Here is a 668-nt window from a genome sequence, read left to right as displayed (position 1 = left end):
GAGAGCGCCTCGACGGCCGGGCGCCACCGGTCGGTCCGGGCGAGGGCGAGCACCTTCTTCTCGAGCTGCCGGCGGTCCGACTCCGCGCACCTCGCGGCCGTGACGTAGTACTCGAGCACGTCGCGCTGGGGCCCCTCGAGCCTGATCCCGGATATCCACCTCCAGTGGGCGCGCGTCCAGGATCCCTTCCTCGTCCCGTCGGCGTTGCGCTCGTCCCAGACGTGGCCCAGCCTGATCAGGAACATGTTGAGGCGCTGCCTGGCGCGGCGGTACTCCGCCGTGGCGTCGTCGAGGGCGCGGTCGAGGTCCCGGGCGGCCTCGACGGCCGCATCGGGCAGCGGGACCTCCACGATGTTGTGGGTGGCGAGCATGCGGGCGATGAACTCGGCGTCGCGCCGGTCGTTCTTGCGGCGCGCGTCCGCCGCCGGCCTCTGCATCTTGGAGACGGCGGCCACGGCGCAGTCGAGGCCGAGCGCGCGCAGCTCGCGCGCCATGTGGAAGCCGGTGGGGCCGCTCTCGTAGCAGGCCCTGGGCTCCTCGAACCCGAGGGCCCACTCCGCGATCTCGGCGGCGTCCGTCCCGAAGTCACGGTGCACCACCTCGCCGGTGAAGGGGTTGAACGCCGCGGCGGCGACCGATCGCGCGTGGACGTCCAGGCCGATGGAGGT

At 73.1% G+C, this 668-nt stretch carries 1 protein-coding gene; it reads right to left on the bottom strand.

From position 1 onward, the window contains the following. Positions 1–668: IS110 family transposase (locus ACTNBY_RS09315; RefSeq protein WP_441064280.1), on the bottom strand; the 668-nt coding region annotated here is incomplete at both ends.

Source organism: Collinsella sp. HCP28S3_E12 (assembly GCF_052065595.1).
GTDB lineage: Bacteria > Actinomycetota > Coriobacteriia > Coriobacteriales > Coriobacteriaceae > Collinsella.
This window is presented reverse-complemented; position numbering and strand designations above follow the sequence as displayed.